Origin of the sequence: Flexilinea flocculi (assembly GCF_001192795.1) — a bacterium.
Lineage (GTDB): Bacteria > Chloroflexota > Anaerolineae > Anaerolineales > Anaerolineaceae > Flexilinea > Flexilinea flocculi.
The window spans coordinates 371,719-395,514 of the sequence record NZ_DF968180.1 but is presented as its reverse complement, the minus strand read 5'-3'; the positions used below and the strand labels follow the sequence as shown (position 1 = coordinate 395,514).

The window sequence follows — 23,796 nt, the reverse complement described above, 5'->3', positions numbered from 1 at the left end:
TTTACACTTAAACCTTTTTTTGCTAATTATATCAGCGTGAATGTGTGTCATATGTCCTAATTTATAGAGTACAATTCCACCAAATTATTAAGCAACTGTTCCTCTCTGATCATATAATAAGAAAATCAAGAACAAAAATAGACCTGACCAGGTAAGACTGAGTGCGACCTGGAAAAGATACTGATAAGGAAGGCCTGCGAGAGAAATGATGGAAATTGGCAGGCTTTTCGTCATCAGGCTCCAATTTTCAATGTCAATTATACTTTCATTCGAATCCAATTCAGCTGCAGTTTTTCTCACGATGAGATTCAGCCAGAATGAAGACAATTCCGACGTCGACATCGTATGGAAATCAACTGTCCAAAAAAAATTCATTTCAGAGGATTGAGAAAAACTTTGAATCAACCGGTCAGAGGGATGCAAAGACGAATCCGGAATTTCTACCCGTGATTCGAGTAAAACATCGAACGAATTACTCAAATCCGAACAAGTCCATTGTATATCTCCATTCGATTTTAGATGGACATCGATTGATCCTGGCTTTCCAAGGGGAATCCTGCCAGGCCAGGAAAGATTGAGGTCAACTTCAGGCGTAATCATCTCACAAAGCCGGCCATCAACTGTAATTGGAATTGTTTTTGAAAGGATTGTCACCTCAAAACAAGCTTGTTTTGACGACCAAAAAAGCCAACCTAATCCAGTGAAGCCAACCATACTCAATGTAAGAGAAAATAACATCAACAATCGCATTAACCGAAAAGTTTTACTCGATTGTTTTATACTCATCCCAATAGTTGTCCTTCTCTTCTAATGGCATATCAAATAAATCTTTTCCAAGATTTTTGGCTCGCTCCTCTACATAATGTACTCGTTTCGCAAACTTAAGGTTAGCCATCCGCAGCGAAGTTTCTGGATCGATTTTGGTCCACCTTGCCAGATTAACAATACTGAAAAGCAAGTCGCCCAGTTCATCAGCTTTTTCGTCCTGCGTTTCAGCATTCCGAAATTCTTCGATTTCCTCAAACACTTTATCCCATACGCCGCTAATGGAGTCCCAGTCAAATCCAACTTTGGATGCGCGTTTCTGATATGAAAAAGCCATGGAAAGTGCTGGCATCGTGCTGGAAATCCCATCCAATAGACCCTGCTTCTTATCCGTTTTTTCCCGTTCAGCTTTTTTCATCCGTTCCCAACGCTCGACTACCTGTTCCGGTGACAAGTCCTCTATTTTTTCGAATACGTGCTGATGCCGGAAGATCAGTTTTTCACTGATATGACTCAGAACATCCCCCATGTTAAATTCATTGTTCTCCAAAGCAATCTGGGCTTGAATTACAATATGCAGTAACACATCGCCCAATTCTTCAGCCACGGCATCCATATCATTCTTATCCAGTCCATCCAGAAGTTCGTACGCTTCCTGTAGAAAATCATCTCGTAATGATTGATGTGTCTGTTTTCGATCCCATGGACATCCGCCCGGACTTCTCAGTATTGCGATGACGTTTTGAAAATATTCAAAAGAATTTTTCTCGGAAAGCGGCGCGATTTGCAGTGCTGCGGCGGTTTGCAATTCATCCCCGATATTTTTCAGATCCTTCAGTAATATTGGTCTTGATTCCAATTCAGTGTCCGGGTTTCTCAGGACGATCGCGAGGGGATGCTCCGGAGGATATTCCTCAGATAATATTTCCCAGATTCTTACCGGATCTGTCGGATTCCGAATAATTATTTCCAAATGAGGCGGAACCAGCATATGCCGAAGGCTAAGGAGTTTTTCGCCCTCGACAATAACTACATTATCCGGCATATCCAATAGCATAGAAGTTATTTTGTTCATAGAAATCTTTCTGCAAAATCTGTAAAATCGTCAATAATCGCTTCAATCTTCTGATCCTGGCGTATGATTTCGGAATCCTTTTCCGGACGCATTGCAATAATTCTGCCGATTCCGGCGTCCTGTGCAGCGCGCAAACCGGACAGAGAATCTTCCACAACCATACAATCTTTTGGATCTTCGCCAATTAGCGCCGCTGCTCTTTGATAAATATCCGGAGCCGGTTTCCCGGGAAACGTTCCGTTGTCGTAAAGAATGGCTTCCGGTCCGGAAAGCCATTTCTTTAAAGGAAAAACTTCAAAATAAAATTCTACATTACTGATTTCTGATGCTGTCGCAATCGTAAATTTGATATTTCGCCGCTGCAACTCGTCGAATAATTCGACGGCTCCCTTAACAAATTGAGGCGAACCGTTTTTTGTTCTTACAATTTGACGGTAAGTCTGCTCTTTTTCTGTCATGAGCTGAATCCGTTTTTCAAGGGATGCAGAATTGCCGAAAAAATAGTCCATGATGTCAGAATTGACACGTCCGTGAATAAAATCCTGAAATTCAGTCAATCCCAAGTCGCGTCCCTTGTATTTTTTAAAAAGAACACGCCAGGCTTCTTCTTGTAAATCTGTATCGAAAAACAGCGTCCCATTAAAATCAAATATGATCCCCTTGACCATATCCACCTCTTTCATTTTTTTATCTCAATAAGTATACAGCAATTCGAACAATTCTAAATACAAAAAGATTATTCGGCAGTGGTTCAAACGCTGCGGAAAATCACGATAACAATAAAATTACTCTCAGTATTTGCTATGCCATCCAAATTTCTAAATACTAATTTATTTAATGCGATTAGTACAGAAAAACAAAAAAAAAGGAACCATTTTTATGGTTCCTTTTTCATCATAAATCTCAGACCAGGATATAAAACAAAAATTAACGTTTTGTATAGGTTGGAGCCTTTCGAGCCCGCTTCAAACCTGGTTTCTTTCGTTCCTTGATTCTCGGGTCCCGCGTTAGCAATCCCGCATGACTCAGTGCCGGTTTCAAGGTTCCATCCATTTTCACAATAGCTCGAGCCAAACCGAGCTGTACCGCATCCGTTTGTCCTGTTACGCCGCCGCCATTAACATGTACGGAAACATCATAACCGTTCAAATCTTGATTGATCGCTGAAAACGGAACTAATATTGCCTCTACATCTCCTAAACGAGTGAAGTAATTTGCTATAGGCTTGTCATTAACCGTAAAGTCACCAGTTCCGGTACTCAAACGAACTCGAGCAACACTCTCCTTGCGGCGACCAACACCTTCATAGTATTTTCCGGCCATTCTTTGCTCCTTTAGTTCACACGTTTCGGATTTTGAGCATCATGGAGATGTTCATTTCCGGCAAATAATTTCAAACGCTTCATTAACTCACGACCATGTGAGTTATGTGGAAGCATGCCCCAAACAGCACTCTTAATAACACGATCCGGATAAGTCCGCATCATCTCTTTCAGGGAAGTAGTTGTTAAACCACCGGGATATCCTGAATGGCGATAATAAAATTTCGTCGTCATTTTTTTAGGAGAAATAGCCAGTTGAGAACAATTAATCACAACAACAAAATCTCCCATTTTTACGCCGGGGGTATAATTTGGTTTATGTTTCCCCAACAAATAGTTTGCTATTTGGGCAGCCAATCGGCCAATGCTCTGTCCGCTTGCGTCAAGCAACAGCCATTCGCTCTCAGGTTCACCTTTAATGACATAGGTCTTTTCCACAGTCATTCTTCTCCAATTTTCAAAAATAGTTTTCTAGTCTATCTTTGCTATTAGTTTTACAGTCTCGCTAGTATTTGTTCAGGATTAAGGTTCATACGAAACTGCATGCAACCTTAAGCCATTAGCAGGAGCAATCCCTGGTTTTGCATCTTCCGCATTCCAGATCGCGTTTTTCCAGGAATCCCAACTCATCCATCCTGCTGCAGTCTGAATCTGAAGAAAAACCATTCTTCGCACCATACGGTATAAAAAAGCGTTCGCCTCGACTTCAAAAACTCGTTCGGTGGCACTTATTTCATACCAGCAGCTTTTCATTACCGTGCGAACCGTTCGTCCACCTTTCCGGGGCGGGGAACCAAATGAACGAAAATCATGTTCACCTAATAACTCTGCTGCAGCTCTATTTAACATTTTCAAATCCAACACTGGCCATACTCGCCAAAAATAGCGATCTTTCAGTGGATCCCGAATCTCATCATGATAGACATAATAATGATAAGATCGTGATCTTGCATCAAATCTCGCATGGAACGTATCTGGAACCGGTTCGATTCCGGTCACTGCTATATCAGCTGGTAAATGCCAGTTGATTGCAGCAATCAGAGAAGTAAGGCTGTGATTCCAACGAAGTTTTGCTGTAAAAACCTGTCCATCAGCATGTACTCCGCTGTCAGTCCGTCCAGCTCCGATAATACTCGATTCTTCCCATCCAAGTTTTGCTAATGCTTTTTCCAGTTCTTCTTGTATGGTAGGATGACCTTTTTGGCGTTGAAAACCCCAATAGAGTGTTCCGTCGTAAGAAACTGTAAATTTGTAACGTACAGAATCATCTGCCAAGGAATTGCTTCCCTCGGATGATTTACTCACTAACCAATTCAATAATAACCATTTCCGCTGAATCGCCCTTGCGGGGTCCCAACTTGATCATACGAGTATAACCACCGTTTCGGTTTTCAAAACGACTGGCAATATCACTAAAAAGTTTTTTGGTAATTTCTCGATCATTTCCCAATCTGGAAGCAGCCAGTCTGGAAGCATTCATTTTGGCGATTTGATCTCCCCTATTTCCTTTTTTTGCCAATGTGATCAGTTTTTCAGCGTCATTTCTCATTGACAATGCTTTTGCCTGCGTCGTTGTAATCCGTTCATGCTCAAAGAGCTGACGAACCAGGTTTACTCGCAAAAGTTTTCTTTGAGAAGTGGTTCTTCCTAATTTATATCCTGCAACTCCGTGTCGCATCTCGTTTACTCCGTATCCTTATCTTTCTTCAGATAGCCTTTTTCCTGTAATTTTTCTCGCAACTCATCCAGACTTTTCTCTCCGAAATTGCGAATGGATTTTACAGCATCATCACCTTTATCCAACAGTTCAAGGACATCACCAACTGTCGCTACGCCTGTACGCTTTAATGAATTGAACACTCTGACCGATAAATCGAGATTTTCAATGGGAGTCTCCGCGGTTTCGCTCGTTAAACGCGTATTCGGAATCTCTTTTTCGATAATATCCGGCAGTATATCTTCGCTGATACCGGAAATATATCGCAGATGTTCGATTAATATTTTGGAAGCCATGACTAAAGCTGGTTCAGGTTGAATCGTACCATCTGTCCAGATTTCCAACTCTAATTTGTCATAATTCGTACTTTGCCCATAAAGAGCAGAACCGACGTTCCAATTTACGCGGCGGATCGGGCTGAATATCGCGTCAACCGGTAATTCACTGATCTGTAAGTGGCCAGATCGTTCATTTGCCGGTAAATAACCCCGTCCTCTTCCGACTGTCATGTCAATTTCCAAATGAGCGCTTGGGTTATCAACGGTGAACAGATACAATTCGGGATTAAGGATTTCAACTTCAGCCGGGCACTGAATGTCGGAAGCTGTGACTTCCCCTTCACCGTTTACAACGAGATGAAGGTGGGAGACATCGCCTTCGTGCATCAATAAACGGATTTGCTTAATTTGCAGCATCACCTGAAGGACATCCTCGCGGACGCCAGGAATGGCGCTGAATTCATGCATAACATCCGTTATTCGAATGGAAGTAATAGCAACGCCCTCCAAAGAGGAAAGCAAAACTCTTCGCAAAGCATTCCCGAGCGTTACACCGTATCCTCTTTCCAGAGGGTAGATGACGAATTTTCCGTAATTGCTCGCTTCCCGTTCTCGCTCGATTTTTGGTGTCACCATATTACTTAATGTAGCCAATTAACACCCCTTCCCGATACACCTCTTAAACCCGCGTATCGGCCTAAATTGCTTTATCGTGAATAGTATTCAACGATCAACTGTTCAGTAATATCTCCATCAATTTCGCTTCGTTCAGGGAGGCGTAATACGCGTCCACTGAGTGCTTTCACATCTCGATCCAGCCATAAAGCACAGTTCCGCTTTTCTGCATAGTCTGCAAAATCCTGGAACATTTTCCTTTTTTTGGAAACTTCACGGATAGCAATTTGATCACCAGGTTTTAAGATCATGGATGGAATATCAACATGGATGCCATTCACCATAAAATGTCCATGGTTCACCATCTGTCGAGCAGATGCCCGGTTATCAGCAAAACCTAAACGATAGACGACATTGTCTAAGCGGGTTTCCAATAATTGCAGTAAGTTCAAACCGGTTATTCCAGGAGTTTTTTCAGCGATTCCATAGACACGGCTGAACTGCCGCTCAAGAACGCCATAAACTCTGCGGACTCTTTGTTTAGCGCGCAATTGACGAGAATAGTCTGATACTCTTTCGCCACCTCCGCGGCTGCTTCCAGTTTTGCCATGGTCGCCCGGAGCGTATGCACGTTTCTCAAAAGAACATTTCGGTGTATAACAACGTTCACCTTTCAAGAATAACTTTACATTTTCTCGCCGGCACAATTTACATGCCGAGCCAGTATATCTAGCCATTGAATAGTCCTCTCAATCTTAAACGCGGCGTTTTTTCGGGGGTCTGCATCCGTTGTGCGGAACCGGTGTAATATCAGAAATGGATCGCACCTTGATCCCCAATCCCTGGACGGCACGAATTGCTGATTCTCGGCCAGGACCAGGTCCTTTAATAATTAAATCAACTTCCTGAACACCCATGGTTTGTGCGGTTTTCATTGCCTGTTCAGCTGCCAGACGCGCTGCAAAGGGAGTACTCTTTCGAGATCCTTTATAGCCTACGGCACCGGAACTACCCCAACAAACTGGATTTCCCATTGCATCGGTAATTGTGATGATGGTGTTGTTAAAGGAAGCAAAAATGTGCACCTGAGCTAATCCCAGGGTGCGCTTCACTTTTCGTACAGTCGCTGTACGACGCGATGAGCGTACATTTTGAGCCATTATATCCTCTTACATAACCTTATGAATGAAATTTTCCGTCTCTTAAGGTGCGAAAATGTTACAGGCAGCCGCGGGAAGAAAGGAATCCCAACCTGTAACGATTCGCAAATTAAGCACACAGATTATTTCTTGGTTGCTCCACGACGGCGGCCACGTCCAGCTACAGTCTTCTTCGGTCCTTTTGCAGTGCGTGCATTTGTCCGAGTTCTCTGACCACGGGACGGTAAATTTCTACGGTGGCGTAACCCACGGTAGCAGCCAATTTCAACCAGGCGCTTGATATTCATTTGAACTTCGCGCCGTAAATCACCTTCAACCATATAGTTTTTGGCAATATATTCACGAAGCAAATTTTCGTCATTATCCGACAGATCACGGACACGAACGTCAGCATTGACGCCGGTATCCTGAAGGATCTTTTGAGCCCGGGTAAGCCCAATCCCATAAATATAGGTTAATGCTATTTCAATCCGTTTATTACGCGGAAGATCGACACCTTCAATTCTTGCCATATTTTATTATCCCTGTCGCTGTTTGTGCTTTGGGTTCTCACAAATCACGTACAAACGGCTTCCCCGTTTGACGATCTTGCATTTTGCACATCGTTTTCGAATTGATGAAGTAACCTTCATTTTAACACTCCCTCGGATGATTTTCACCCGTAAATTACATTAAAGCCTGCCAATTATACTCTTTCTTTAACAAATCTGTTGATATTCGATCAAGATATTATGACAAGACTCCTCGCTTTTTCATAGAAACCGGCGCTTCGCCATTCTCTAATAAAGTGGTAATCATAGGACCATTATCTGTAACTGCCACCGTGTGTTCAAAGTGAGCCGTCAGGCTCATCCGCTCAGAAGATACTGCCCAACCATCGGATAAAACTTTCGTTGCGTCAGAACCGATCAATACCATCGGTTCAATTGCAATCGTAATTCCAGGTTTGAGCAGCAATCCTTGGCCGGCAGTGCCGTAATTCGGGACTTGCGGAGCTTCCCACATTCTGCGGCCAACACCATGTCCGGTGTATTGTTTGGTTACATACAATCCATGATTTTCAACGAACTGTTGGATGGAAGCTGATACATCCCCCGTATAATTACCGGAAACCATTTTTTGGATCCCGACATATAACGATTCTTCGGTGACTTCAAGCAAATGCTGAGCTTCTTCAGAAATCTTTCCAACTCCGATGGTGAATGCTGAATCTGCGACAAATCCTTGATAGATTGTCCCGCAATCCACCGAAACAATGTCACCTTCGCGCAATATCATTTTTTTGCTTGGAATACCATGAACTAAAACATGATTGACGCTGACACAAGTGCTTGCCGGAAAAGGAATCGGACCTGGCACACCTTTGAATGGTGAAATGACATGATAGCTGTCCAACACACGTTCAGCAGCAGCATTGACATCCCAGGTACTTGCACCTGCTACACATGCTTCACTGGCTGCTTTCAATGCCTCAGCATTAATCTTGCCAGCTTCTCGCATCAGTTTCAGTTCTTCCCCGGATTTAATACTAACCTGCCGTTCCCAACTCATTTTTTGTCCCTATTATTTTGCGATTTTTTTTAAGACATTCAGAATGTCAGCACTGACCGACTCAATTTTCTGAGTTCCGTCAATCGTATACAATACATTCTGATTTTTATAATACTGTATCAATGGCGCAGTTTGTGCTTCGTAGACAGCGATTCGTTTTGAAACGGTTTCAATTTTATCGTCGTCACGCTGATATAATGCACTTCCGCATATATCGCACACACCGGTTGTTATCGGAGGATTGAATTTTACGTGAAAGACATGTCCGTTTGGACACATCCATCGTCCACATAATCGTTCAATCAAAAAATCTGCCTCAACATCGATGCATGGCACACAATCGACCTTGCTGTTGAATGTTTCCTGAAGCATTTTGTCGAAAGCCTCAGCCTGGGCTGACGTCCTGGGAAACCCGTCAAGGAGCGCTCCATTAACACAGTCTGGTCTGGATAATCGTTCTTTTACCATGGAAATGGTCAAAGAATCGGGGACCAGCTGACCTTGATTCATGTAGGTCTGCGCTTCTTTGCCCAGCTCAGTTTGATTTTTCGTGTTTTCACGAAATAAATCGCCTGTCGAAATATGAGGCAGATTCATCGTTTGTGAAATAATCTGAGCCTGTGTACCTTTACCAGCGCCCGGAGGTCCGAGTAAAACAATAAATGTCGCCATGATTTATGCAGTTATCTCCCAAAATTATCGAATTAACTTCTCTTCATAACCATGCTGTCCAAGGTCGCTCTGCAGATAATCGATGATGTCACGAACAACACCTACAACGATCAACATACCGGCTGAGGATAACAACATGGTCGCATTTGCACTGGTATTCAGGATTGCGCCCAGAATATAAGGCAAGATCGCGATGAGACCGAGGAAAACTGCTCCCGGAAATGTAATGCGATTCTGAATTTTCGCCAGATAATTTTGAGTTTCCGAACCTGTAGCTCTGCCCGGAACAACTGCGCCCTGCTTCTTCAGACTGGTTCCGTAGTCATTGTTCATAAATGTAACACTTGTATAGAAGAACGTAAATCCTACAACCAGTAAAAAGTAGAGCAAAACATAAAGAAAAGAACTGCCGCTCAGGTTTTGTTGGATCCAACTTGCGGAGTTTTTTACCCAGGCAGCACCAGAATTGACAAAAAAGCTTGCAATTAAAGCTGGGAATGTGATGATTGACTGTGCAAAAATCAATGGGATCATACCTACGCTGTTCACACGCAAAGGAAGCGTTGTGGATCCGCCTGATTTAATGCCGCGATAGCTGATACGCTGTCCCGGAATCATTAAGCGGATAAAGCGGGTTCCCTGTTGAATATAAACAATCGCAAACACTGTCAGTAAAAGAACAGCAAGAGAAATAATCAGCATATACCATCCAGAGGATTGATCTGCTAAAATCTTAACCAGGTTGCTCGGCATTTGTGAAACAATACCCGAGAAGATGATTAAGGAAAGACCTTGCTGTTGGATTCCATATTCAGAAATAATTTGACCGAGCCAGATTGCGATCATGGTACCGGCAATCATGGTACTGACGTTTGCAATGGTTGGAAGCAAATTGCTTCCTGACCATCCGTAATTCTTTAACACAGCCATACCAGGAACGATCTGATTGAACAAGCCGATCTGACCCACAGCCGAAAGAAGTGCCATCGGAATTGTCAGATACATCGTCCATTTTTCCATCCACTTGCGGCCTTCCCGCGGATCATTCTTCATTTTCTCCTCGATGGCCGGTATGATCGGCCCGAGGAGTTGAAGAATGATGGACGCAGTAATGTACGGGTATACACCCATAGCCAGAATGGAGAATGAAGATAGTGTTCCACCAGATAACATATTTAGAATACTGATCAGATCACCGGCTGCCGATTTGCTGCTGTTAAGAGCATTAATAACTTCCGAGTTGAAACCCGGAACCGGTATGTTTGCGATGAATCGATAAATCACCAGTATTCCAAGAGTCAGAAGTAACTTATTGCGGATATCAATAGACTTCCAAATATAACGCCATGGGGATCGCTTCATGCTTTTCGTTCTCCTTTAATAATCTGATTCGGTTATGAATTAACCGATGATTTCAACACTACCGCCGGCAGCTTCGATTTTTGCGCGAGCTCCCTTGGTAATGCGGTGAACCTTAAGTTTATAAGCTTTATCCACTTCTCCATTTCCCAGAATAACAACGGGGTTGTTTTTCTTACTGAGAAGGTTGGCTTCCGCAAGTACTTCCGGTGTGATTTCGACAGTGTTATCGAATCGTTCCAGTGCACTTAGATTCACTTCATTAAATTCAACGCGATTTGGCGGAGTGAATCCTTCACCACGCATGAACGGAAATTTCCGGAAAAAGGGAAGATTTCCGCCCTGAAGGTAAATATGACCACCCGCTCCCTGGCGGACATGCTGGCCTTTTGTACCTTTACCGGCGGTTTTACCCTGTCCGGCAGAAGGTCCACGACCAACACGTTTTTTGGAGCGTTTTGCTCCTTCATTTGGTTTTAATTCATTTAATTTCATAATTAATCCACCAGCTCTACGATCTCTACCAGATGATTAACCATTTGAAGCATTCCACGAATGGATGATGTGTCATCATGGACAACCGTCTCATTCAGATGATGAAAGCCTAACGCTTTAATCGTCTTTTTGTGCTTCTTCGAGTAACCAATTGCACTTTTCACATAAGTGATCTGCAATTTTTTCGGTTCTAAATTCTCAGGCATGCTGCCTCCGATCCCAGTACGGAAGCAATTCGTCTGCGTTCTTGCCGCGCAGAATCGCTTCTTCCCGAGCATCTTTCAGTTGATGCAGCGCATCGAAAGTTGCCATGACAACATTGAGCATGTTTGCACTGCCTAAAGATTTTGTCAAAATGTCGTGAACGCCGGCTACTTCAAGCACTGCACGAACACCACCTGCGGAAATAACGCCAGTTCCTTCTGATGCCGGCCGTAAAAGAACCCGTGCACCGGAAACTTGTCCGAGCACCTCATGCGGGATTGTAGTCTTATAAAGATTGACTTTCTGCATATTTTTACGTGCCCGATCTGAGGCTTTCTTCATCGCATCCGGAACGGCATTGGCTTTACCAATACCCAGACCGATGGTACCTTTGTTATCACCCACAACTACTGTAACACGATATCGAAATCGACGTCCACCTTTTACAACTTTTGACACACGAGCGATTTCGATAACGCGCTCATCCATTTGATCATCCATTGGTTGATATTCCATATGTTCCATGGTTTTAGTCCTCTTCTATTTCTGCCTAAAACTCAAGGCCTGCTTCTCGAGCAGCGTCCGCTAAGGCTTTTACACGACCCATGTAGCGGAATCCACCACGATCAAAAACAACCGCAGTGATACCTTTTTCTTTTGCACGCTCGGCAACAGCTTTACCAACCAGTTTCGCCTGTTCGGTCTTATTTTTTCCATCCAATTCAGCTTTTAAGGCGCGATCAATCGTGGAAGCTGAGACAATGGTTGTTCCTGCTTCATCATCAATGACCTGCGCATAAATGCAATTGAGACTTCGAAATACATTCAAACGTGGGCAATCCGCTGTTCCGGCCAGGTTCTTGCGAACACGGGCATGGCGGCGAATACGAGCCTCACTTCGAGAAAATTTCGCCATACTTCACCCCTATTTCTTAGCTTTACCGGTCTTACCGGCTTTGCGGCGGATTTTTTCACCCAGATAGTGAATACCTTTGCCTTTATACGGTTCAGGCGGACGAATGAAGCGGATATCCGCTGCAACCTGTCCAACCTGTTCGCGGTCAAAGCCCATGACTTTAATCTGTCGGGCTTTTGCATCCACATCAAAGCTGATTCCTTCAGGAGGAACAACTTCTTTCGGTGCAGAATAACCGACATACAATACTAAATTCTTGCCGTTCATTTCAGGGCGGTATCCAACGCCATCGACTTCCAATACCACTGTGAAGCCGGTTGACACACCAACCACCATGTTATTTAACAGCGCCCGGCTGGTTCCGTGAAGAGCGCGGACCGAAGCTTCATCATTGGAACGTGAAATATGAATTACAGGACCTTCCTGTTCAATCTTTACAACCGGAGAAAAAACTCGTTTTAATTCTCCTTTAGGCCCTTTAACGGTAACTTCACTGCCATTGATGTCCACTTTAACGCCTGCCGGAACGGTAATGGGTAAACGTCCAATACGAGACACTTACAACCTCCCTTTCCTACCAGACCTTGCAGAGGATTTCGCCGCCGACGTTCAGTTGGCGGGCGCGCTGCCCGGTCATCACTCCCTTCGGAGTGGACATAATTGAAATACCCATACCGGAAAGAATCCAGGGGATCTCATCACGACGAGTATAAACACGTCTGCCTGGTCGGCTGACCCGGACAATTCCGGTAATAACCGGACGACGTGAACGGCGTTCTCCTGCATATTTGATTTTTACACGCAGAACACGCTGAGCTACATTTTCGCTCTCTAAAATCTCATAAGAATCCAAATAACCTTCTTCTTTGAGGATCCGAGCGATTTCAATTTTGATATTTGAACTTGGCATCGCAACCGTTGCATGGCCAGCCATCATTGCGTTGCGAATTCGAGTCAACATATCGGCAATAGGATCATTTACCATTATTCTATTCCTCCGTGTCTATTACCAGGATGACTTCGTAACGCCGGGAATTTGGCCATTCAGCGCAAGTTCGCGGAAGCAAATGCGGCATAAACCAAAACGACGCATATATCCATGCGGACGACCGCAAAGTCGACATCGATTGCGAACCTGATTCGGGTATTCACGCCGAATTTCACGATATTTCATGCATTTCTTTGCCATATTAACCCTTCCTGAAAGGCATGCCGAGCAGATCAAGCATTACGCGTGCTTGATCGTCCGTCTGTGCTGTAGTAACGATAGTAATTTCCATACCACGGACTTTGTCGACTTTTTCGTAATCAATTTCCGGGAACAATGTCTGTTCCTTCAAACCGAGTGTATAGTTGCCGCGGCCGTCGAATGCTTCTGCGGAAATTCCGCGGAAGTCACGAACACGAGGCAGAACAATATTGATCACACGATCCAAAAAAGCCCACATTTTTTCGCCGCGCAGTGTAACTTTAGCACCGATTTGCCGCCCTTCACGCAGTTTGAAGTTTGCAATACTGACACGGGCTTTTGTTATCACGGGTTTTTGCCCAGCGATCTGGGTTAGATCATTAACCGCCGCATCCAACGCTTTCGGATTATCCAGTGCTTCTCCAAGGCCGATATTGATTACAATTTTTTCAATACGGGGATACTGCATCGGATTGTCCAGATTTAAAGCGGTCTTCATAGCAGGAACAACATTGTTCAGATATTTCTCTTTCAGTTGATTCATGTTTTTTTCTCCTGCTACTTACGCATCGATATCCGCATTACATTTTTTGCAGATTCGGCTTAATTTACCATTTTCACGGCTGAACCCAACGCGGGTTGCCTTGTTACATTTCGGGCATACGAGCATCACATTTGAAATGTGAATGGGTGCCTCAAATTTTACAATGCCGGCATCAATCTGGCGGCGTCCTGCTTGAGTCTGCCCCTTATGTCGTGACCGAATATTAACACCCTGGACAACAACGCGAGATTCGGTGGGAATCATACGAATGACTTCTCCACGTTTCTTCTTGTCTTCAGAGCGGCCGCTGATAATTTCGACAGTATCACCCTTGCGAATTTTTTGTTTCATTCTTCGCTCCATCTTTCGTGATTAGATTGCTTCCGGTGCAAGGGAAACGATTTTCGTAAATCCTTTTTCACGTAACTCACGTGCCACAGGTCCGAAAATACGAGTACCTTTTGGATCAGTACCATTTGCATCCAAAATCACCACTGCATTGTCATCAAAGCGGATGGATGACCCATCTTCGCGTCGCCATTCTTTCGAACAACGGACGATGACTGCTTTCACGATATCGCTCTTTTTAACCGAACCATGCGGTGTTGCGGACTTGACTGTACCGACAACGATATCGCCAACATACCCATATCGTCGAACTGAACCACCGGTGATATGTATAACAAGAATTTCTTTTGCACCTGTATTATCAGCAACTTTAAGTCTGGATTCTTTTTGGATCATTCTTGTGCTCCTTCCTTAAGTTCTGCTGCCAGCTCTTCGGTGATTTCTTCGACAATTTCTTTCTTTTCGTCACGTTTGATTATGGATTCAACAACCCATCGTTTTTCTTTTGAAAGCGGAGCGCTTTCTACCAGTAAAACTTTATCGCCGATTTTGCATTCATTCTTTTCATCATGTGCTTTGACACGTTTGAAATCATGAACAATTTTTCCGACCAGCGGATGGCGATAAGTGCGGCTGATTTCAACCACAACAGTTTTATCCATTTTGTCACTAGTGACGATACCCATTATACGGCGGCGTGCATTCATGCTTCACCTTCTTGTTGACTCTTCAATTCCATTTCGCGAAGAATGGTCTCCATCCGGGCAATATCACGGCGAACTTCTTTGACACGGCTGAAATCTGTCAATTGGCCAGAAACAACCTGGAATCGCAGATTCATGCTTTCTTGTCTTAAATCAGCCAGCTTTGCCACAATTTCTTTTCTTGATAAAATTCTGATTTCTGCTGGTTTCATTGCTGTTGTTCTCCTGTACCCAGTTCGTGCCGAGAAATCACTTTCGTCCGAATTGAAAACTTGTAGGAAGCCTGATGGAGAGCCTCTAAGGCTACATCCTCAGTTAACCCGCCAATTTCGAACATAATACGACCCGGTTTAACGACTGCTACCCAATATTCCACGTTGCCTTTTCCTTTACCCATACGAGTCTCTGGCGGGCGGTGTGTATATGGCTTATCCGGAAAGATTCGAATCCAAACCTTCCCGCGGCGCTTCATCTCACGCGCCAGTGTACGGCGAGCAGCTTCGATCTGTCTTTGGGTAACCCAGCCCGGTTCCATAGCCATCAGACCGAATTCGCCGAAGTTGATATCCGCTCCGCGCAAGGCCTTTCCTCGCATACGGCCACGCTGCTGCTTGCGGTACTTCACACGTTTTGGCATTAACATATCCAATACCTCTTTTTTCGATTAACCGAAATACACGGAATTTCCGTATATCCATCCGGTGTAAGTATTATTCACTGACGTAAACACCCTCAGTGGATTCTGCAGATACTTCTTCACTCATTGAAAGGATGTTTCCGCGATAGATCCACACTTTTACACCGATTTTGCCGTAGGTTGTGCTGGCTTCAGCACGCGCAAAATCAATATCTGCACGAAGCATTTGCAGTGGTACCTGGCCTTCACGCAGGACAACGGTACGCGCCATATCGGCACCGCTCAAACGACCGCTTACCTGGACTTTGACACCGAGGCCGCCCTGGCGCAAACCTTGCTGAATTGCACGTTTCATAGCACGGCGATAACCAACACGGCGTTCAATCTGGCCAGCAATATTCTGTGCGACCAAATATGCATCCAGATCCGGCGATTTGATTTCCTTGATTTCCAAGTCCACTTTTTTGCCGGTCATCGATTCGAGGTTCTGGCGAACAATTTTAACTGTTTCACCTTTCCGGCCAATGAGGATACCGGGCTTCGCAGTGTTCACCACGACTTTTACTTTTCCGGGGAAGCGTTCGACTTCAACTTTTGAAACGCCTGCTTTTCCGGTTTGTTCATGAATCAGATCTCGAATTCTTAAATCCTGATGAAGCTGATCCACATAATCAATTCCCTTCGCATACCAACGCCCATCCCAGGGTTTGTTGATATTCAATCGAAATCCGATAGGATGTACTTTACGACCCATATTTTTCTCCTGATTTCTTCCTTGGTTCCTTCGGTCTCACACTACTCACGTTCTCGAAGAACCACAGTAATATGGGATGATCGGCGAAGAACTGGTTTGAAACGACCTCTTGCTCCAAAATATCTCCAGCGGCGAGTTGCTGCTTCATCGCAGAAAATGCTTTGTACATACATTTCATTCCGATCGAGGCCATAATTTTCTTCTGCATTTGCTGCTGCGGATGCAATCAGTTTGTAGATCGGCTCTGCTGAAATTTTGTTTGTAAATTTCAAAATATTCAATGCCGCATTTACAGGCTTACCGCGAACCAAATTGATCACCAGTCGAACTTTTTGGGCAGAAACACCACAGTTGTTTAATTTTGCTATTACATCTTGTGCCATTGTTTCTACCTCTTTGTCGATTTTTCCGAAACATGACCACGGAACAGACGGGTGGGGGCAAACTCACCCAATCGATGACCCACCATGTTATCGGTGATGTAAACCGGAATATGGCGGCGACCGTCATGTACGGCGATGGTATGACCTACCATCTGGGGGAAGATTGTACTGGCGCGGCTCCAAGTGCGAATTACTTTCTTGTCGCCGGCGTCATTCATTTTTTCAACCTTCTTTAAGAGTTTCGGGTCTACAAACGGCCCTTTCTTTAATGATCTTGACATTTCTTCGTACCTCTCTTAAATGACTGATCCGAGGACTAACGTCCGCTCTTGACATTGCGGCGTCGAACAATATATTTGTCCGTTTTCTTGTTATTTCGGGTTTTATAACCCAAAGCCGGTTTACCCCAAGGGGTCTTCGGCCCAGGCATACCAACTGGTTGACGTCCTTCACCACCACCATGCGGATGGTCGCGCGGGGACATCGCAGTACCGCGAACGGTCGGGCGAATACCCAGATGACGTTTGCGTCCGGCTTTTCCCAGTTTCACATTACTGTGATCCAGGTTGCCAATTTGACCGATCGTAGCATAACAAACCTGTTGCACCAACCGGACTTCACCGGAAGGAAGACGAACCTGAGCATAATCACCTTCTTTTGCCAGAAGTTGAGCGGATGCACCGGCTGCACGAACTAATTGTCCGCCTTTGCCAGGTTTTAATTCAACGTTATGAATGGTCGAACCAACCGGGATGTTGGAAATCGGCATTGCGTTGCCGACTCTGATTTCAGAATTCGGACCAGACACAACCATATCGCCAACTTTCAAACCGATCGGGGCTAAGATATAGCTTTTTGCTCCGTCAACATAGAAAAGAAGAGCCAGGCGGGCTGTTCGATTCGGATCATATTCAATGGCAGCAACTTTCGCGGGGATGTTAATTTTATCGCGTTTCGTATCGATAATGCGAATAAATCGTTTTTCCCCACCGCCGCGATGACGAACTGTTATACGTCCATCATTGTTGCGGCCTGCATGTTGTTTGCGAAATACAATTAAGGATCGCTCCGGTTTTTTCTTTGTAATTTCTTCAAAGGTATAACCGGTCATATTACGCAAACTCGGGGTAATAGGTTTATAAATCTTAACGGCCATTATTCAACCCCCTCGAAGAACGGAATCTTCTCACCGGCAGCCAATGTAACAATAGCCTTTTTCATAACAGGTTTCTTGAGAGTGACACGTCGGCTCTTTGTATTCCGCTTTGACTTACCCGGTGTTTTGATAATATTGACGCTAACGACATTGACTTTAAAAATCGATTCAACAGCCTCTTTTACCAAAGTCCGGTTTGCATTTACCTGCACTTCAAAAACATATTGATTCAGTTTGAAAGCTAAATCATTTGTCTTTTCTGTCACCATTGGACGGCGGAGTACATCATAAATTGTTGACATTTCTCCTCCTTATCCTAAGTACGCGCTAATCGTTTCGATAGCTGCCACCGGAAGGATGACATGATCAAAACTTAATAAGTCGCGGATATTTAAATAATTCGCTCTTAATATTTTTGCATCGGGCAGATTGTTGGTTGCTCGAACGACATCCGCTGTTGATTCAACATCAGGGACGAGAATCAAGGCGCTGCTGGAACCGACCAGTGCATTCAGGGCTAAAGCCATGAGGCGGGTTTTCGGTTCGACCAGTTTCAATTCATCCACAACAACGATTTGAGATTCGCCTGCTTTGACACTTAAAGCAGAACGCAGCGCTGCCCGGCGCATTTTCTTAGGCATTGCTTGAGTATAGTCACGCATATGCGGGGTATGAACCCTGCCGCCGCCCTTCCACTGTGCAGCGCGGATTGAACCCTGTCGAGCTCGTCCAGTACCCTTTTGTTTGAACGGTTTTTTACCACCGCCAGCAACTTCATGTCGGGTTTTGGTCTCGTGTGTTCCGAGGCGGGCGTTTGCCATTTGACGAACATATGCCTGATGCATCAAGTCTATGTAAATCGGGGCTTCGAAAATTGCTTCAGGAAGTTCAACTTCGCTGACTTTTTCACCCTTCATATTTTTGACATCGATAATCATAGTACTTACGCTCCCTATTCCGATAAATCCGTTCAGGATTTACAGGCTTCCTTAATCATTACAAGACCGCCGCGCGATCCGGGGATTGCGCCCTTAACACCGATCAGATTACGTTCTGTATCGACAAAAGCGACCTTCAGGTTTTGTACCGTTACACGATCATTGCCCATATGACCCGGACCACGGGAACCCTTGAAAACACGCCCCGGTGTTGTACCGGAACCGTGCGAACCAGGCGCACGAAGACGATCAGACTGACCATGTGTTTTTGGTCCGCCGCGGAAATTATAACGTTTTACACCGCCGGCAAATCCCCGCCCCTTGCTGGTACCAACAACATCGACCAGTTCGCCTAATGCGAACAAATCCACAGTTACCTTATCACCTTCGGAAACCTGTGGATCTTTAACACGAAATTCGCGCAAAAAGCGCAGCGGAGGCAAGTTGTTCCGCTTTAAGTGACCCTTTTCACCATTCGAAACTCGTTTTGGCTTAACTTCTTCAAAACCAATTTGAACGGCAGTGTACCCATCAGTTTCCTGATTACGCAACTGGGTAACAAAGCAAGGCCCAGCTTCGATGACGGTAATCGGTACTGCGATACCATTCTCATCGAAAATCTGGGTCATGCCGATTTTCTTGCCGAGTAGCCCTTTAAACATTCTCTGTTTTCTCCCTTATTTTAGGTATATTCGTGAGATCAAGTTGACCTCGTTTCAAGATTGCCAGCATGGGCTTAGCTGCATCATCTTGTCCGCAATCAGTCAACCTGTCAATGCGTCACCGTGGAATTTGTGTCGTGCGCAAAAGAACAGATTCTTGATATGCGATATTTGTTGCGCCGGCATCTATCAGCGCAAACTGAGATATTATATCATAATTTTTTTACAATATGATTTTTGGGAAAATCAATGATGATTCAAGTTATATGACGATAAATTAAAACCGATTTTACCAGCATTTCATGAAATCGAAAGAGATTTTTGTACTTTTCGTGTTCTTTTTGCAAAGCAATTAAGTCAATTCACAGTCAATTCACATTTCGAAGGTAAATTGATGAATTTACTTGCCAAGAATTGAACTTATGTATATAATGTATGCTGTTTGAGCGGTTAGCTCAGTTGGTTAGAGCGTCGCGTTGACATCGCGAAGGCCGTAGGTTCGAGTCCTATACCGCTCACAGAATCAGGAATTTTTCCTGATTTTTTTATTTTCAGATTTGCATCCCAGACATTCTCTCCATATAATTACTACATGCCAGTCAATTTTGAACAATTAAGACCTCAAATTTTGCAGACAGAGATATCTCTCGGACTTCAAACGAAAGAACGAAATGCGCAATTACAGGAAGCTTGCGATTTCTTCCATAAACTCGCAAGCGATGGGGTTGTAATCGATCGTTTGCAAAAAGCGTTTATCGCGAATCCCGGGAAACAATGCGCCATTCCAACAAGTCAACCGATCGATGGCAGTTATTCTGTTGATACGACAGCCAATCAAGAAATTACTGTTCTTGCAGCAGACGGATCCCAGATCAGCCCAAATCGTCATGAAGCAGTATATTTCGGCCTGATCAACGCAGCAGTTTTTATTTTTCGCACCCACAGTGCCGAAATTCCATCCGTTGTGACGGAAACCACATTAATTCATCCGGAGCCGGAAAACCAGTCCGACGATGATGTCGATGAAAATATGATTGCTCTGCAGAGGGATATCGCCGAACGAAAATTACTTGCAAAGGAAGCCTGTCAAATTGATAATGGCAAACCCGTGATTGCTTTAATAGACGGCCCTCTGGAAATATTCAATATTCGTCAGTCTTTTCAGATTCAAAAAAAACTATTTGAGGAGTATCAATCCGCAATCCGGCAGCTTTCGCAGAAAAATATCATAACGGCAGGATACATTGATCGCCCGAGAGCTGATTATGTGATTCGCATGCTCAATATTCTCGCAGATGACCAAAGTCAAAGCGAACATTCAGGTTTCTCCCGTTATCCGCTGATTTGCGATAGCGATATTTTTTCTGCTTTTTTACAGCCGGGTGAAAGATCATCCCTTTTTCATTTAGATTCGAAAATAGGTTCAGAAACCAAAGATTCGATAGAAATATCCTTCTTTTATCTCAACATCGGGAAAACTCGACAGCCAGTGATTGCCAGAATTGAAATTCCATCCTGGACTGCTCAGAATTACGAATCAATCAATCTTCTGCACGCATGTATCCTTGAACAGACTGGAATTCTGAGAGACAATCCGTATCCGTATGTGCTTCATCGTGCACATGAAAGCGCTTTAATCCAGTTTTCAGAAAAAAATCGAATTACAAATCTGATGGTGCAGAACTTATCGAAACAAGAAAAAACATTTTTTCAAAAGTCGAATAAACTGATGCTGAAAGATATGTCGAATAAAAAAATATCAATTGAATCATGACCATAGTAATTCGAAATATGAAAAGAATTCCTTGTGTTTATTTCTCTATTTGAAAAAAAATCCAAATTTCGAATTGCCGGTTTAAGATGATGCAGGCTTGCTGAGTATGAATTTCGGCCGGTCAATAAAAAAGGAAAAATATGAATCAAACAAATCCATTTGGCAGAATAATCAGCGCGAACAGTAGAGAATGTGTGGCAGGTTATCGGACATCGGAAAAAGAACTGCCGCAATTTGCATCGATCGTTCGGATACCCGTACAGGACGAATCTTCCTATCAAATCTATGGACTTGTCACCGATGTGCAAATGGAACAAGACGATTTCTTGAGACAAATTGCAGCAGCGGATTCCATTGCTGATGAAGTTCTGGTTGACAATCGTTATAACCGAAACATCCCGATTGTAATTCGAATCGTATTCCTTGGATATCGAACCGAGAATGGGTTTTCGCATCTTCTTCCGCCGAGACCACCGCTAACGCTGGATTCAATATTTCTTTGCACATCCTCTGAAATTGCTGATTTCACATCACATGGAAATTTTGGCTATTTACGCCATATCCTTCGGATTACGAATGTGCCGGTTTCTGAATTACTGGCTGTTCATATCCGGCAAACTGCGATTGCTCAAAGAGCGAATAATCATCCTGTCTGGATTAAAAACGCAATTATGGAGATTATTGAACTGATGAAAGATGACAGTTCCGGTTTGCTTGAGATTCTCAGCGCTCTGGGAGACGCAGATATTTCGATCGAATAAGAATCGATTCTGCCTGCAATAAATTTCTTTCAAATTGATCAGGATTTCCAATGTTTCGATACATGGAATGCCCTTGAACAGTAGTATCAGGAGACGCTATGGAACAAAAATCAATCGGATTTATTACTGGTGGCAGCTTAAAAACAGGATTTCTGGTTCGGTTGACAGTACCTGCTGATGCAATTCAGGAAGGCGGATTCGTTGTTGTCCAAAGCGGAAATTATAAATTTTACGGATTAATCACGGATTTACGGCTTAAAGCATCCGATCCGCGTTTTTCTGAAGAAAAAAATGAAGTAAGACTTCAACAGGATATCGCTGTCCTTCTTAACGCAAAAACCCTCTATACAGAGTTGGAAATACTTCCGTCATTAATGCAGAAGGTTGGGCCGGAGCCGGGAACGGCGGAATACGCCCAATATTCTCAGTCCGTCGATTCACATCCGATTCCGGTGAAGACGCTGCCTGCTCACCATGCTATTGTAAGGATCGCCAACGCCTTCGACGTATGGGAAATCTTTGGAGATCCAAAGGATAAAAAGAAATTTACCATCGGGATGACTCGTGAACAAAATCATCCGATTGCCATTGATCTGGAAAAATTTACGAAACGCTCCTCCGGTATTTTTGGCGCAACCGGAACAGGCAAATCTTATCTGACTCGTTTAATACTTGCCGGTCTGATTCATAGCAAACTGGCATCCGTATTAATCTTTGACATGCATGATGAATATTCTTTTGGCGATACCTCCCCGGATACCAATATCCGGGTTCCCGGTTTAAAAGAAAAACTTGGCAGTCAGGTAAAAGTCTGCACGCTGGGGATAGGAACCGAAATCAAAAAGAAATTGCGTCCAGATTTTGATCTCGTCATCGAACAGCAGGATATTTTACCGGAAGATGTTGAAATGCTTTCCCGTGAATTGAATTTACGGGAAACAACTTCGAATACACTGGCTGCTTTGGTTCGATCGTTCGGAGAAAAAAAATGGTTTAAAGCATTTATGGAATTAAAAGCTGGCAGCGGAGAGGGAACACTGGAAGCGTGGGCGTTAGAATCGAAAATCTTCCCACAGGCTGCCGAAAGCCTGCAGGGCAAATTAGCACGTGTGTACAACAAACCGTACATCCTCGAAAAGGCGCCGATAAATTGTATCCAGCAGATCATTGAAACGCTGCAATCCGGTTGTTCCGTCGTGTTATCCTTTGGAAAATATCAATCCGATTTGGATTATCTGCTCGTAACCAACATACTTACCCGGAAAATTCGCGAAGCCTGGGAAAAACAAACCAATGATTTCCACGGGGGTATCGGAAAACAACCGACGCCCCTGGTCATCGCCATTGAAGAAGCTCATAAACTGCTTAACAGGGAAATGGCCGCGCAGACATCTTTTGCGATGATAGCACGCGAGATGCGGAAATATTTCGTAACCCTACTGGTCATCGATCAGCGGCCATCTCAGATTTATGATGAAGTTATGTCTCAATTGGGAACGCGCATTTCCGGCTGGCTGGGTGATGATGCGGATATTTCGGCTGTATTATCCGGATTGGCAGGCAGAGACGCGCTGCGCGGAATGTTATCACGGCTGCAGCCAAAAGAAGAAGTCCTGCTGCTCGGATATGGTGTTCCAATGCCGCTGCCAGTTCGATCACGGCGCTACGATGAGGATTTTTGGAAGGACCTGTTAGGAGATCAAAAGACCAATCCGCAAATAAAAAAATCCAATATTGACTGGATGTTTCCCGACGTATAATCAGTAATTCGAAACCACACCTTTTATTCTCTGGTTATTCGAAAGAAGGATCAAATA

38 protein-coding genes and 1 tRNA gene are annotated in these 23,796 nt (G+C 44.0%); 4 read left to right on the top strand and 35 right to left on the bottom strand.

From position 1 onward, the window contains the following. Positions 1–87 precede the first annotated feature (87 nt). From ATC1_RS03870 to rplC, 35 genes are all read right to left on the bottom strand, one after another. Positions 88–786 carry a hypothetical protein gene (locus ATC1_RS03870; RefSeq protein WP_062278550.1) on the bottom strand — a complete coding sequence of 233 codons (699 nt, stop codon included), beginning with the start codon at positions 784–786 and terminating at the stop codon, positions 88–90. Continuing rightward, the gene (gene mazG / locus ATC1_RS03865) at positions 764–1,840 is read right to left on the bottom strand and encodes a nucleoside triphosphate pyrophosphohydrolase (RefSeq protein WP_062278548.1); all 1,077 of its coding nucleotides are present in this window, start codon (positions 1,838–1,840) and stop codon (positions 764–766) included. Before mazG ends, ATC1_RS03870 begins: the two co-directional genes overlap by 23 nt. Next, positions 1,837–2,523, bottom strand: coding sequence for an HAD family hydrolase (locus tag ATC1_RS03860; protein WP_062278546.1), 687 nt, complete (start codon positions 2,521–2,523; stop codon positions 1,837–1,839). The genes mazG and ATC1_RS03860 overlap by 4 nt, the downstream gene beginning before the upstream one ends. Before the next feature lie 244 nt (positions 2,524–2,767). Then, a complete protein-coding gene (rpsI, locus tag ATC1_RS03855) occupies positions 2,768–3,163 on the bottom strand; it encodes a 30S ribosomal protein S9 (protein WP_062278544.1) in 396 nt (131 codons plus the stop codon). A gap of 11 nt (positions 3,164–3,174) precedes the next feature. Continuing rightward, positions 3,175–3,606 carry a 50S ribosomal protein L13 gene (gene rplM / locus ATC1_RS03850; RefSeq protein WP_062278542.1) on the bottom strand — a complete coding sequence of 144 codons (432 nt, stop codon included), beginning with the start codon at positions 3,604–3,606 and terminating at the stop codon, positions 3,175–3,177. Between the two features lie 78 nt (positions 3,607–3,684). Further along, a complete protein-coding gene (gene truA, locus ATC1_RS03845; RefSeq protein WP_172667706.1) occupies positions 3,685–4,437 on the bottom strand; it encodes a tRNA pseudouridine(38-40) synthase TruA in 753 nt (250 codons plus the stop codon). A gap of 22 nt (positions 4,438–4,459) precedes the next feature. Then, positions 4,460–4,840, bottom strand: a complete 381-nt coding sequence (gene rplQ / locus ATC1_RS03840; protein WP_062278539.1) for a 50S ribosomal protein L17 — start codon at positions 4,838–4,840, stop codon at positions 4,460–4,462. A gap of 5 nt (positions 4,841–4,845) precedes the next feature. Continuing rightward, a complete protein-coding gene (locus ATC1_RS03835; protein ID WP_062278537.1) occupies positions 4,846–5,811 on the bottom strand; it encodes a DNA-directed RNA polymerase subunit alpha in 966 nt (321 codons plus the stop codon). Between the two features lie 53 nt (positions 5,812–5,864). Beyond that, on the bottom strand, positions 5,865–6,509 hold the full coding sequence (gene rpsD / locus ATC1_RS03830) for a 30S ribosomal protein S4 (protein WP_062278535.1): 645 nt from the start codon (positions 6,507–6,509) through the stop codon (positions 5,865–5,867). An 18-nt stretch (positions 6,510–6,527) separates the two neighbouring features. After that, positions 6,528–6,932: a 30S ribosomal protein S11 gene (gene rpsK, locus ATC1_RS03825; protein ID WP_062278533.1), complete on the bottom strand. Its 405-nt coding sequence runs from the start codon at positions 6,930–6,932 to the stop codon at positions 6,528–6,530. Between the two features lie 122 nt (positions 6,933–7,054). After that, complete coding sequence (gene rpsM / locus ATC1_RS03820) at positions 7,055–7,444, bottom strand: 30S ribosomal protein S13 (protein ID WP_062278531.1); 390 nt, start codon at positions 7,442–7,444, stop codon at positions 7,055–7,057. Between the two features lie 6 nt (positions 7,445–7,450). After that, complete coding sequence (rpmJ, locus tag ATC1_RS14565; RefSeq protein ID WP_082174646.1) at positions 7,451–7,564, bottom strand: 50S ribosomal protein L36; 114 nt, start codon at positions 7,562–7,564, stop codon at positions 7,451–7,453. 97 nt (positions 7,565–7,661) lie between these two features. Further along, positions 7,662–8,483 (bottom strand): type I methionyl aminopeptidase, encoded by an 822-nt coding sequence (gene map, locus ATC1_RS03815; protein ID WP_062278529.1) that lies wholly within the window; start codon positions 8,481–8,483, stop codon positions 7,662–7,664. Between the two features lie 12 nt (positions 8,484–8,495). Continuing rightward, entirely contained in the window at positions 8,496–9,155 is a 660-nt protein-coding gene (locus tag ATC1_RS03810; protein WP_062278528.1) for an adenylate kinase, read from the bottom strand. Positions 9,156–9,179: 24 nt separating this feature from the next. Next, a complete protein-coding gene (gene secY / locus ATC1_RS03805; RefSeq protein WP_062278527.1) occupies positions 9,180–10,517 on the bottom strand; it encodes a preprotein translocase subunit SecY in 1,338 nt (445 codons plus the stop codon). Positions 10,518–10,556: 39 nt separating this feature from the next. Further along, a complete protein-coding gene (gene rplO / locus ATC1_RS03800) occupies positions 10,557–11,009 on the bottom strand; it encodes a 50S ribosomal protein L15 (RefSeq protein WP_062278526.1) in 453 nt (150 codons plus the stop codon). Positions 11,010–11,011: 2 nt separating this feature from the next. Next, positions 11,012–11,215, bottom strand: a complete 204-nt coding sequence (rpmD, locus tag ATC1_RS03795; protein ID WP_062278525.1) for a 50S ribosomal protein L30 — start codon at positions 11,213–11,215, stop codon at positions 11,012–11,014. Continuing rightward, positions 11,208–11,729 (bottom strand): 30S ribosomal protein S5, encoded by a 522-nt coding sequence (rpsE, locus tag ATC1_RS03790; protein WP_062278989.1) that lies wholly within the window; start codon positions 11,727–11,729, stop codon positions 11,208–11,210. Before rpsE ends, rpmD begins: the two co-directional genes overlap by 8 nt. 34 nt (positions 11,730–11,763) lie before the next feature. Then, on the bottom strand, positions 11,764–12,129 hold the full coding sequence (rplR, locus tag ATC1_RS03785) for a 50S ribosomal protein L18 (RefSeq protein ID WP_062278524.1): 366 nt from the start codon (positions 12,127–12,129) through the stop codon (positions 11,764–11,766). Positions 12,130–12,138: 9 nt separating this feature from the next. Beyond that, on the bottom strand, positions 12,139–12,687 hold the full coding sequence (gene rplF, locus ATC1_RS03780; RefSeq protein ID WP_062278523.1) for a 50S ribosomal protein L6: 549 nt from the start codon (positions 12,685–12,687) through the stop codon (positions 12,139–12,141). A 16-nt stretch (positions 12,688–12,703) separates the two neighbouring features. After that, on the bottom strand, positions 12,704–13,117 hold the full coding sequence (gene rpsH / locus ATC1_RS03775; protein WP_062278521.1) for a 30S ribosomal protein S8: 414 nt from the start codon (positions 13,115–13,117) through the stop codon (positions 12,704–12,706). An 18-nt stretch (positions 13,118–13,135) separates the two neighbouring features. Then, positions 13,136–13,318 (bottom strand): type Z 30S ribosomal protein S14, encoded by a 183-nt coding sequence (locus ATC1_RS03770; protein ID WP_062278520.1) that lies wholly within the window; start codon positions 13,316–13,318, stop codon positions 13,136–13,138. A gap of 1 nt (position 13,319) precedes the next feature. Continuing rightward, the gene (gene rplE / locus ATC1_RS03765; protein WP_062278518.1) at positions 13,320–13,862 is read right to left on the bottom strand and encodes a 50S ribosomal protein L5; all 543 of its coding nucleotides are present in this window, start codon (positions 13,860–13,862) and stop codon (positions 13,320–13,322) included. Between the two features lie 18 nt (positions 13,863–13,880). Continuing rightward, positions 13,881–14,213 (bottom strand): 50S ribosomal protein L24, encoded by a 333-nt coding sequence (gene rplX / locus ATC1_RS03760; protein ID WP_062278516.1) that lies wholly within the window; start codon positions 14,211–14,213, stop codon positions 13,881–13,883. A 21-nt stretch (positions 14,214–14,234) separates the two neighbouring features. Then, positions 14,235–14,606 (bottom strand): 50S ribosomal protein L14, encoded by a 372-nt coding sequence (gene rplN, locus ATC1_RS03755; protein ID WP_062278514.1) that lies wholly within the window; start codon positions 14,604–14,606, stop codon positions 14,235–14,237. Then, on the bottom strand, positions 14,603–14,917 hold the full coding sequence (gene rpsQ / locus ATC1_RS03750; protein ID WP_062278513.1) for a 30S ribosomal protein S17: 315 nt from the start codon (positions 14,915–14,917) through the stop codon (positions 14,603–14,605). The genes rplN and rpsQ overlap by 4 nt, the downstream gene beginning before the upstream one ends. After that, a complete protein-coding gene (gene rpmC / locus ATC1_RS03745) occupies positions 14,914–15,126 on the bottom strand; it encodes a 50S ribosomal protein L29 (RefSeq protein ID WP_062278510.1) in 213 nt (70 codons plus the stop codon). Before rpmC ends, rpsQ begins: the two co-directional genes overlap by 4 nt. After that, the gene (rplP, locus tag ATC1_RS03740; RefSeq protein WP_062278504.1) at positions 15,123–15,557 is read right to left on the bottom strand and encodes a 50S ribosomal protein L16; all 435 of its coding nucleotides are present in this window, start codon (positions 15,555–15,557) and stop codon (positions 15,123–15,125) included. Before rplP ends, rpmC begins: the two co-directional genes overlap by 4 nt. A gap of 67 nt (positions 15,558–15,624) precedes the next feature. Next, positions 15,625–16,305, bottom strand: coding sequence for a 30S ribosomal protein S3 (gene rpsC / locus ATC1_RS03735; protein ID WP_062278503.1), 681 nt, complete (start codon positions 16,303–16,305; stop codon positions 15,625–15,627). A 41-nt stretch (positions 16,306–16,346) separates the two neighbouring features. Next, entirely contained in the window at positions 16,347–16,688 is a 342-nt protein-coding gene (rplV, locus tag ATC1_RS03730) for a 50S ribosomal protein L22 (RefSeq protein ID WP_062278502.1), read from the bottom strand. 5 nt (positions 16,689–16,693) lie between these two features. Then, positions 16,694–16,969, bottom strand: coding sequence for a 30S ribosomal protein S19 (gene rpsS, locus ATC1_RS03725; protein ID WP_062278501.1), 276 nt, complete (start codon positions 16,967–16,969; stop codon positions 16,694–16,696). Between the two features lie 35 nt (positions 16,970–17,004). Next, a complete protein-coding gene (gene rplB, locus ATC1_RS03720; RefSeq protein WP_062278499.1) occupies positions 17,005–17,844 on the bottom strand; it encodes a 50S ribosomal protein L2 in 840 nt (279 codons plus the stop codon). After that, complete coding sequence (rplW, locus tag ATC1_RS03715; protein ID WP_062278497.1) at positions 17,844–18,146, bottom strand: 50S ribosomal protein L23; 303 nt, start codon at positions 18,144–18,146, stop codon at positions 17,844–17,846. Before rplW ends, rplB begins: the two co-directional genes overlap by 1 nt. Positions 18,147–18,155: 9 nt before the next feature. Beyond that, positions 18,156–18,782 carry a 50S ribosomal protein L4 gene (rplD, locus tag ATC1_RS03710; protein WP_062278495.1) on the bottom strand — a complete coding sequence of 209 codons (627 nt, stop codon included), beginning with the start codon at positions 18,780–18,782 and terminating at the stop codon, positions 18,156–18,158. A 32-nt stretch (positions 18,783–18,814) separates the two neighbouring features. Continuing rightward, a complete protein-coding gene (rplC, locus tag ATC1_RS03705) occupies positions 18,815–19,444 on the bottom strand; it encodes a 50S ribosomal protein L3 (RefSeq protein ID WP_062278493.1) in 630 nt (209 codons plus the stop codon). Between the two features lie 444 nt (positions 19,445–19,888). Between rplC and ATC1_RS03700 the strand changes: the two genes are divergently transcribed. The 4 genes from ATC1_RS03700 to ATC1_RS03685 all read left to right on the top strand — a co-directional run bounded on the left by ATC1_RS03700 (position 19,889) and on the right by ATC1_RS03685 (position 23,739). Next, positions 19,889–19,962 (top strand) — tRNA-Val (locus tag ATC1_RS03700). Positions 19,963–20,036: 74 nt separating this feature from the next. After that, positions 20,037–21,218 carry a DNA double-strand break repair nuclease NurA gene (locus ATC1_RS03695; RefSeq protein WP_062278491.1) on the top strand — a complete coding sequence of 394 codons (1,182 nt, stop codon included), beginning with the start codon at positions 20,037–20,039 and terminating at the stop codon, positions 21,216–21,218. Between the two features lie 140 nt (positions 21,219–21,358). Beyond that, entirely contained in the window at positions 21,359–21,979 is a 621-nt protein-coding gene (locus ATC1_RS03690; protein ID WP_062278489.1) for a hypothetical protein, read from the top strand. 98 nt (positions 21,980–22,077) lie between these two features. Continuing rightward, entirely contained in the window at positions 22,078–23,739 is a 1,662-nt protein-coding gene (locus tag ATC1_RS03685) for a helicase HerA domain-containing protein (RefSeq protein WP_062278488.1), read from the top strand. The last annotated feature ends 57 nt before the right edge of the window (positions 23,740–23,796 follow it).